Annotated in this window: 7 protein-coding genes; 4 read left to right on the forward strand and 3 right to left on the reverse strand. The window is 71.5% G+C overall.

The window, feature by feature from the left end; all coding sequences use genetic code 11:
- Window positions 1–100 precede the first annotated feature (100 nt).
- Both ACFW1A_RS34725 and ACFW1A_RS34730 read right to left on the reverse strand, forming a co-directional pair.
- Window positions 101–1384 carry a glycoside hydrolase family 6 protein gene (locus ACFW1A_RS34725; RefSeq protein WP_380416311.1) on the reverse strand — a complete coding sequence of 428 codons (1284 nt, stop codon included), beginning with the start codon at window positions 1382–1384 and terminating at the stop codon, window positions 101–103.
- A 27-nt stretch (window positions 1385–1411) separates the two neighbouring features.
- Complete coding sequence (locus ACFW1A_RS34730) at window positions 1412–2386, reverse strand: glycoside hydrolase family 6 protein (protein WP_380416314.1); 975 nt, start codon at window positions 2384–2386, stop codon at window positions 1412–1414.
- A 264-nt stretch (window positions 2387–2650) separates the two neighbouring features.
- On the opposite strand from ACFW1A_RS34730, the gene ACFW1A_RS34735 reads away from it, so the two are divergent.
- From ACFW1A_RS34735 to ACFW1A_RS34750, 4 genes are all read left to right on the forward strand, one after another.
- Window positions 2651–3694 carry a LacI family DNA-binding transcriptional regulator gene (locus tag ACFW1A_RS34735; RefSeq protein WP_380416316.1) on the forward strand — a complete coding sequence of 348 codons (1044 nt, stop codon included), beginning with the start codon at window positions 2651–2653 and terminating at the stop codon, window positions 3692–3694.
- An 11-nt stretch (window positions 3695–3705) separates the two neighbouring features.
- Window positions 3706–4068 (forward strand): DUF1304 domain-containing protein, encoded by a 363-nt coding sequence (locus tag ACFW1A_RS34740; protein ID WP_380416318.1) that lies wholly within the window; start codon window positions 3706–3708, stop codon window positions 4066–4068.
- A gap of 465 nt (window positions 4069–4533) precedes the next feature.
- Window positions 4534–6264: an RICIN domain-containing protein gene (locus ACFW1A_RS34745; RefSeq protein WP_380416320.1), complete on the forward strand. Its 1731-nt coding sequence runs from the start codon at window positions 4534–4536 to the stop codon at window positions 6262–6264.
- A 575-nt stretch (window positions 6265–6839) separates the two neighbouring features.
- The gene (locus tag ACFW1A_RS34750; protein WP_380416322.1) at window positions 6840–7880 is read left to right on the forward strand and encodes a sugar ABC transporter substrate-binding protein; all 1041 of its coding nucleotides are present in this window, start codon (window positions 6840–6842) and stop codon (window positions 7878–7880) included.
- Between the two features lie 50 nt (window positions 7881–7930).
- Here ACFW1A_RS34750 and ACFW1A_RS34755 read toward each other — a convergent pair whose 3' ends face one another.
- The gene (locus tag ACFW1A_RS34755) at window positions 7931–8602 is read right to left on the reverse strand and encodes a FadR/GntR family transcriptional regulator (protein WP_380416324.1); all 672 of its coding nucleotides are present in this window, start codon (window positions 8600–8602) and stop codon (window positions 7931–7933) included.
- Between the last annotated feature and the right edge of the window lie 109 nt (window positions 8603–8711).

The raw sequence follows: 8711 nt of genomic DNA on the forward strand, positions 1-8711 counted from the left end.
AACCAGAAGTGGACCCTCGGCTGACCAGCCGTCGAACCGGTGCGGGGCCCGGCCCCGGGGACACGCCCCGGGACCGGGCCCCACACCCCCACACCCGGGCTCAGAAGCCGGTGTTGAAGGTCAGCGCCGGGTTGGCGTTCCGCACCAGGGTCATCGCCTGCGCGGGCCACCAGGCGCCGGCCGGCGGATCGACGGTGCCGTACTCCGGATCGACCGTCCCACCGGGGATGTTGCGGTTGCACTGCCCGTCCGACTGGCCGACGGTCTTGATCCACAGGTAGGCGTCGACCAGCGGCGTGCCGGTGTCGGCGGTGGGGCGGTCACCGATCCCCCGGCCCGGCGGGTTGCACCAGGTCTGCGGGTCGCCGGCGTACTTGCCGGCCGGCGGGGTCCAGCCGCCCTGTCCGTCGCGGCTGGTGTCGACGACGAAGTGGGTGAGCTCCTCCGCCGGCGGGGTCCCGACGTTCTGCTGGAACCACAGGTCGGTCCAGTGCCAGGTGCTGGGGTCGTCCGCGTTCACGGAGTCCCCCGGCAGGCCGTCGTTGGGGGCGGTCGGCGAGTAGTACTGGCTGGCGCACCAGTCGGTGTGGCCGTGCGCGTAGTCCGGGCCCTTCGTGGCGTACCACAGGCAGTTCGACACCCAGGTGCCGTAGCGGTCGGACCGGTCGGTGGCGAAGAAGTTGGACACGTTCAGCGAGAAGCCCTGGGCCTGCTCGACCCCCGCCTGCAGCAGGCGCTGCGCCGCGGTGCCCACGCTCTGCCAGTGGCTGTTTCCCGCGTCCAGGTACACGGTGGTGTTCGGCTGCTGCTCCAGCACGGTGACGGCGTAGCGCAGATCGGCGAGCCGTCCGGCCGTCAGCGCCCCGGTGGGGTCGGTGGTCGGGGAGCAGTCGGAGGGCAGGTTGGCGAGGGCGTCGGGTTCGAGGACCACCACCGCCCGACTGCGGCCGATGCCGTGCGCCAGCCCGGCGATCCAGGCCTGGTAGTCGGCGTCGGACTGGGCTCCCCCGCTCGAGTACTGGGAGCAGTCCCGCCCCGGGATGTCGTAGGCGACCAGGACCGGAACGGTTCCGGTGCGGGCCGCGCTGCGCGCCAGCGAACGGGCCTGGTCGGTCACCTGGTCCGGGGTGCCGTCGGTGAACCAGCGGGCCTCGGGCCAGCTGGCGAGCGTCGCCATCGCGGCGGCGCCGGCGACGTCGTGGTGCAGCAGGTCGCTGACGGCCTGCTGCGCCGCGTCGCTGTGCGGGTCCACGTAGAAACGGGTCCCGGCCGGCAGCGTGTGGCTGCCGCCGCTCTCGGCCTGGGCCGGGGCGGGGACGGCGACCGCCGCCAGCAGGGCGGCGATGCCGAGGGGCACCAACGGGCGGGGAATGCGCGGACTCACGTGAGTCTCCTCTGGGTCGGTGACGGCTCAGTAGCCGTAGATCAGGTTGTAGGCGACCTGGGGCAGGAACTGTCCGGCGCTGCTTCCCGCGCCGGTGCCGCAGTTGCCGTCGGACTCGCCGGGTGCCTTGACCCACAGCAGCATCTCGGCGCCGCCGCCCAGCTGGGTCGGGGTGCCGGTCCTGCGGCCGGCCGGGTTGCACCACTGGCCGTTGGACCCGTTGCCGTTGCGGCTGGTGTCGATCACGTACGGCTTGGTGAAGCCGCTCGCCGACTGCAGGGCCGCGTTGACGGCGTTGCCGTACGCCGTGTTCTGCGAGGTGCTGTAGAAGTTGGACACGTTCAGCGAGAACCCGTGGGCCCCGGCGACCCCGGCGTCGGCCAGGTGCTGCGCCATGGTCGGGGCGCTGAGCCAGCCGGGGTTGCCGGCGTCCAGGTAGACCCAGGTGTTCGGGGCCTTGGCGTTGAACTGGGCGATGGCGTTGCGCAGCAGCGCGTTGCGTTCGGAGATCTGGGCCGCCGTCATGCAGCTCTCGTCGCCCAGCGAGTCCGGCTCCAGGACGACCACGGCGGGGCGGGTGCCGATGCCGCTGGCGAAGGCGGCGATCCAGCTGTCGTAGGCGGCGTCGGACCCGGCGCCGCCGCCGGACTGTCCGGCGCAGATGTCCCGGTTGGGGATGTTGTACGCGACCAGGACCGGCAGGGTGCCGCCGGCGGCCGCCGCGCCGACGAAGGCGCCGGTGGCCGTGCCGATGGTGCCGCTCCAGTTGCCGAACCAGCGTGCCGTCGGCACGTTGGCGATCGAGCTCCGGATCGCGGCGGCCCGGCCGTCGCCGGGGTTGGCGTTGACCCACTGCTGGGCGCTGGAGCCGGGGTCGACGTAGAAGCCGTGGGTCAGGGTGGTGGGGTCGGCCGCGTAGGCGGTGCCGGGGTGGACCGTGGCCAGGAGTGCGGTCAGCGAGGCTGCCACGAGCAATGACAGCCTGCGGCGCGAACGGCGCATGGCGTTTCCTCCGCTGTGGGGTGGGTGGAGGCTGGGTGGATGGTGGAAGTGTGGGAGCGCTTCCAGAAGCCAGATGATTGGGCCGCCCGCAAGGCGCTGTCAAGACGGTCGGCAGACCTGGTTCAACAGCACCAAGCCCCAGAATTCCGGCGCTGGACGGGTGCTCGACAGGAGCAGCCCGGCGTGCCCTACACTGTGGAAGCGCTCCCACAGGGCACAGCAGGCCCGGACGCTTCCCCTTCGGCAGGAGGTTCGACAACCACGATGGAGACCTCCCCACCACGCCAGCCCACCCTGGACGAGGTCGCCGCCCTGGCCGGCGTCTCCCGTGCGGCGGCGTCCCGGGTCATCAACAACGTGCCGTACGTCAGTGAGGCCAAGCGCGCCGCGGTGGAGCAGGCCGTCCGCGAGCTCGGGTACGTGCCGAACCCGACCGCACGGGCCCTGGCGAGCCGCCGGGCCGGCACCGTCGTGCTGGCCGTCTCCAGCGATCAGCCCGGACTGTTCGCCGACCCGTTCTTCGCCGAGGTGACCGTGGGCGTCAGCTCGGCCTTGGAGCAGGCCGAGCTGGAGCTGATCCTGCTGCTGGCCGACTCGGCGCGCGGCAAGGAGCGCCTGCGCCGCCTGCTGGGCTCCCGCCGGGCGGACGGCGTCATGCTGATGGCGGTGCACGGGGACGATCCCCTGGTCCGCCTGGCCGAGCAGACGGAGCTGCCGGTCGTCTTCGGCGGCCTGCCGCTGACCGGTACGCCCCGCTGGTACGTGGACCCGGACAACCGGGGCGGCGCGCGGTCGGCCGTCGAACACCTCCTGCGCGACGGGCGCCGGACCATCGCGATGATCACCGGTCAGCCGGATCTGCAGGCGGCCGTCGCACGCGAGCGCGGCTTCCGCGAGGCGCTGACGCTGGCCGGGCTGGCCCCCGCCGGGCTGGCCCCGGGCGAATTCACCCGGGCCGGCGGCGAGGCCGCGATGGAGCGGCTGCTGGCCGAACAGCCAGGCCTCGATGCGGTGTTCGCCGCCAACGACAACATGGCGCTGGGTGCCCTGCACGCGCTGCGCCGGCACCGTCGACGGGTCCCCGACGACGTCGCCGTGATCGGTTTCGACGACCTCGCGAGCGCCGCCTACGCGGACCCGCCGCTGACGACCGTTCACCAGCCGGTGCGCGCGCTCGGCCAGGAGATGGCCCGCGTCCTGCTGGCGGCGATCGACGGCCAGGACCCGAGCCCGTTGATCCTCCCCACCCGCCTGACCGTCCGCGAGTCCGCACCGGGGCCGCCCCCGGGCCGCCCCGCCCGTGTGTGAGCATGATCCCCATGTCGACCATCGCCACCGTCGCGGTCCTGCTCGTCGCCGCCCTGCACGCCTATATCCTGGTCCTGGAGATGTTCCTGTGGACCGGTCCGAGGGGTCGCGCCGCCTTCGGCACCACCCCCGAGTTCGCCACCCAGACCAAGGCACTCGCAGCCAACCAGGGTCTGTACAACGGCTTCCTCGCCGCCGGTCTGGTGTGGGGCGCGGTGGCGTCCGACCCGGTGGGCTTCCAGGCCAAGGTGTTCTTCCTGGTGTGCGTGGCGGTGGCGGGCGCGTACGGCGCCGCCACGGCGAGCCGGAAGATCATCTTTGTGCAGACCGTTCCGGCCCTGATCGCCCTCGCGCTGGTGCTGACCGCCCACTGACCGGGCCGACGGACGCGACGCTCCGTCAGGCCGCCGAGCCGCACCGGGAGCCGGAGGAAGAACGTGCGACCGGCGCGGCAACGCGGTGCGCAGCGCCGTCGGCGGCCTACCGACCGTCTCCACCGGCTGCGTCCCGGTGCTCCCCGGACGCCGCCGCGCGGCGGCCCACGGCAGGTAACCCTGCTTGGCAGGGCGGTGCCCGAGGAATCTGCGGGCACCGGGGCAACCTTTCCCGGGGCGGTGACAACTGGGGGATGTCCGGACAGGCGCTCCGGACGGAGACAACGGTCGAAAGAGAGCACCGACATGTTCCCTCACCCCTCCACGTCGCCGGAGGCCTCGCCCGGTGGGCGCGCCCGCCGTCGCGCGTCGTCCCGCTCGGTCGTTCCGGGTCAGCGGCAGACGCACCGCGGCCGTCGGCTGTACCGGCGGCGGAGTCTCTGGGCAGCCGTCGCCGTGGCGGTCGTGGGCGGTTCCGTGGTCGTGGTCAACACGGCCTCGGCGGGAACCGTGGACACGAACGCCTGGTACGTGCTGGTCAACCGCAGCAGCGGCGAGGTACTGGACGACCTCGGTTTCGCCGCCTACGACGGTGCTTCGCTCGCGCAGTGGAGCCGTAACGGCGGGACCAACCAGCAGTGGAGGTTCATCGACTCGGGCGACGGGACCTACCGGCTGCAGAACCGCAGCTCCGGCAAGGTGCTGGACGTCTACAACTGGTCGCAGACCGCCGGCGCCGAGCTGGGGCAGTGGCACGACCTGAACGGCGCCAACCAGCAGTTCCAGGTGGAGAAGTCGCCGGACGGCTACCTTCGTCTGATCAACCGTCACAGCGGCCTGGCCGTCGAGGTCCGGAACGGCTCCGAGGCCGACGGCGGCCGCATCACCCAGGACCACGACTCGGGCGGCGCCGACCAGCAGTGGCAGCTCGTCCCGGCCGGCAGTGTCGGCGGCACCGGGAACACGGGCAGCTCCGGCAGCAGCGCCGCGCCCACCGGGCCCGCCGGGCCGGGCGGCACCGTTCCGGCGAGCCAGGCTCCGAGCAGTACCCGCCCGGCCTCGGCGCCGCCGGCCTCCCCCGCCTCTCCGGTGGCTCCGACCGCCGGCGGTGGCAGTCCGGCCAAGAGCTTCATGGGCAGCAGCACGGTGCTCATCGGCGGCATGATGAACGACTCCTCGGCGACCTCCGCGCCGTTCGACGTGCGGTACGCCTACGTGCACAGCCGGCCCGCGCCCTCGTCGGACTACTACACGGCATCGCTCTGCAAGGCCTCGTGGTCGAGCTGGTGGGGCTGCTGGAGCGGCGAGACCACGGCGCCCGGCTTCTACGTGACCTGGGGCGACGACCACCAGGCCAAGGCGACGTACCAGGGCAAGTCGCGCCCGCAGAAGAACTTCTGGACCTGGTACTCGCTGCGCGACCTCGGGGACGCGGCGGGCCAGGGCGACGGTCCGGGCGAGGTCACCGCCATCAACAGGGCCGACCTGCTCACCCGCTACCTGAACGACTACCGCTTCTTCCTCCAGAAGATCGGCACCTCGCAGGACATGATCGACATTGAGCCCGACTTCTGGGGCTACGTCCGGTCGCTCGGCAACCCGCACCAGGTCGCCGCGCAGGTCAGGGCTGCGAACCCGACGGACTGCGGTTCGCAGGAGAACAGCGCCGCCGGCCTGGCCCAGTGCCTGATAGCGATGGCCCACGAGTACGCGCCCAACACGGGCGCCGGGTTCCACCTCACCTGCTGGGACTGGCAGAGCAACCCGCAGAAGTGCGCCTCGGACTACGCGGACCTCGGGGCGAAGAACGCCGACTTCCTGGTCGCCGACGTGGTGGACCGCGACGCCGGCTGGTACGCGGTGCCGGCCAACGGCGGCCGTGACACCTTCTGGAACGACCAGAAGGCCGCTGCCGCGCTGGGCTGGTACAAGATGATGGCCGAGTCGGTGGGCAAGCCGGTGGTCCTGTGGCAGATCCCCCTGGGCAACACGGCGCAGAACAACACCTTCGGCCACTACAAGGACGACAAGGTCGACTGGCTCTTCTCGCACCTGGACCAGGTGGCGAACGCGCACGTCGCCGCCCTCCTGTTCGGCCCGGGGCAGCAGGAGCAGACCACGGTCGAGTCCGACGGCGGGAACCTGATCAACAAGACGACCGCCTACCGCAACTCGGGTGGCACGCCGCTCAAGTAGCCACCCGTACTGGCCTGCCCGCCGGAGGGGCGTGCGGTTCCGCTCCGCGACTGCGCACGAGGTCGCCGGCGTGGCGGCTGGGCGCCCCCGGCATACCGGCGGGCGGGTCGGGGAGATGGCACGCGCGGCGCTTCGGAAGCCACCGCCGTCACCGCCGAGTGCGGCCCGCCGTACCCGTGCGGCACTCGGCGCGCTGCACGGGGGATCCCGACTCGCCGCGCCATACATCCTATCTATCGGCACATCCTGACCGTACGAGCCGGACCTCCACCGCCCGAGGATTCCTTCGCTGCGCCTCCCGAGCCTCCATCATGCTCGGCCAGTACCAGGAAAGAAGCCCGGATGTCACGGCTTGGCATTCCTCGGAGGCCTCCTCTTGTCAGCGCTCTTGCAGGCTCGTAAAGTCCTGCCTGCTGACGATCCATCCGATGATTGGGCCGTCCTCGTCGACTGCCACAGCAGCACCGTTCCTCGGGCCGTCCGGCGCGCCCCGACAGCTCCACGGCGGACCGGCCGGCCGCCGACTCCCGATCGACTCCGCCGCTACCGACTCGACCCCCAGGACGGTCCGACCGTTGAAGAGACCCCTCGCACCCACGACCGCAGTCGGCGGAACCATCCTGCTGCTGTCCGGCACCCTCTCCGGCTGCAGCACCACCGCCACCTCGTCGGCCGCTCACCCGGCGACCATCGGGGTCGATGTCCCGCGTGCCGACTCGGACTTCTGGAAGGCCTACGCACGCTACCTGCAGCAGGACATCGGCGCCGACCGGCTGAACGTCCTGCCGGTCACCCAGTCCGACGGCGACAGCGCCAAGTTCACCGCCAACATCAAGGCGCTCGCGAACCAGCACCCCAAGGCGATCGTGATGGCGCCGCAGGACACCACGACCACCACCATGCTGCTGGACGACCTCTTCGCGAAGCACATCAGCACGGTCAGCGTGGACACCGTGCCGGAGAGCGGCAACACCTACATGGTGGTCCGCACGGACAACCGGTCCTACGGCACGAAGGCTTGCGAGTTCCTCGGCAAGCAGCTGCACGGCAGGGGCAAGGTCGCCGAACTCCAGGGTGCCCTCGACTCGATCAACGGGTACGACCGCTCGCAGGGCTTCGCGTACTGCATGCGCACCGAGTTCCCCGGCATCCGCGTGATCGAGCTGCCCACGGACTGGAAGGCCGACGTCGCCACCGACAAGCTGCAGAGCACGTTGGCCACCGATCCCGACCTGAACGGCCTCTACCTGCAGGCCGGCGGGGTCTTCCTGCAGCCGACGCTCACGCTGCTCCAGCAGAAGGGCCTGCTCAAGCCGGCGGGCCAGACCGGCCACCTCACCATCGTCTCGAACGACGGGATCTCCCAGGAGTACGACGCGATCCGCAAGGGCGAGATCGACGCGACCGTCTCCCAACCGGCCGACCTGTACGCCAAGTACGCGCTGTACTACGCCCAGGCCGCCGCCGCGGGCAAGACCTTCCAGGCCGGCCCCACCGACCACAACTCCACGATCGTCCTGCTGCCCAACGGCCTGGAGGACCAGCTCCCCGCTCCCCTGGTCACCAAGGACAACGTGAACGATCCGACGCTCTGGGCGAACCGCCAGGACAACTGACGGTTCGTCACCTCATGGGACTGCACCGCCCGGTCACTGCGATGCAGGCCTCACAGCGCCTTCCGCAACCAGTCCACCACACCGCAGACGTGTGCCGTGGCCCGGGCCTTCGCCGTCTCCACGTCGTGCGCGACCAGCGCGTCGAGCAGTCCGCGGTGTTCCGCCATGGTGCGTTCGACGGCCGCTTCCTGCGTCACGCCGCGCCAGACCCTGGCCCGGGCGGTCCGGTGCGCCAGGGCGTCCAGCAAGGAGGCCAGTACGGTGTTGCCCCCGGCCCGCGCGATCAGCCGGTGGAACTCCAGGTCGTTGGCGACCAGCTCCTCCACCGTCGGGTCCGACCCGAGACCGTCCAGCAGCCGCGCCATCTCGGCCAGTTGCTCCTCGGTCGCCCACTGGGCGGCCCATCCCGTCGCGGCCGACTCCAGCACCGCGCGGACCTGGAAGAGCTCCACCACCGACTCGTCCTGGTGCAGATCCAGGATGAAGGTGAGGGCCTCCAGCAACAGCGAGGGCGCCAGGCTGCTCACGTAGGTGCCGTCGCCCTGCCGGACATCGAGCACGTTCAGCAGCGACAGCGCCTTCACCGCCTCCCGCAGCGAGTTGCGGGACAGGCCCAACTGCGCCGCCAGATCAGGCTCCTTGGGCAGTCGGTCACCGGGCTTGAGGCTGCCGGAGAGGATCATCGCCTTGATCTTCTCGATTGCCTCGTCCGTCACGGCCACGTCGGTGCCTCCCGCTGATCCCTCGCCCGAGCCGCCATTATGCCCCGCCCACCGGATCACGGAGCGAGCCCGCGGGTGGGCCGCCCGCGGCGGTCGGTCGGCCCTGGGC

Source organism: Kitasatospora sp. NPDC058965 (assembly GCF_042741245.1).
In the GTDB taxonomy this organism is placed as follows: Bacteria; Actinomycetota; Actinomycetes; order Streptomycetales; family Streptomycetaceae; genus Kitasatospora.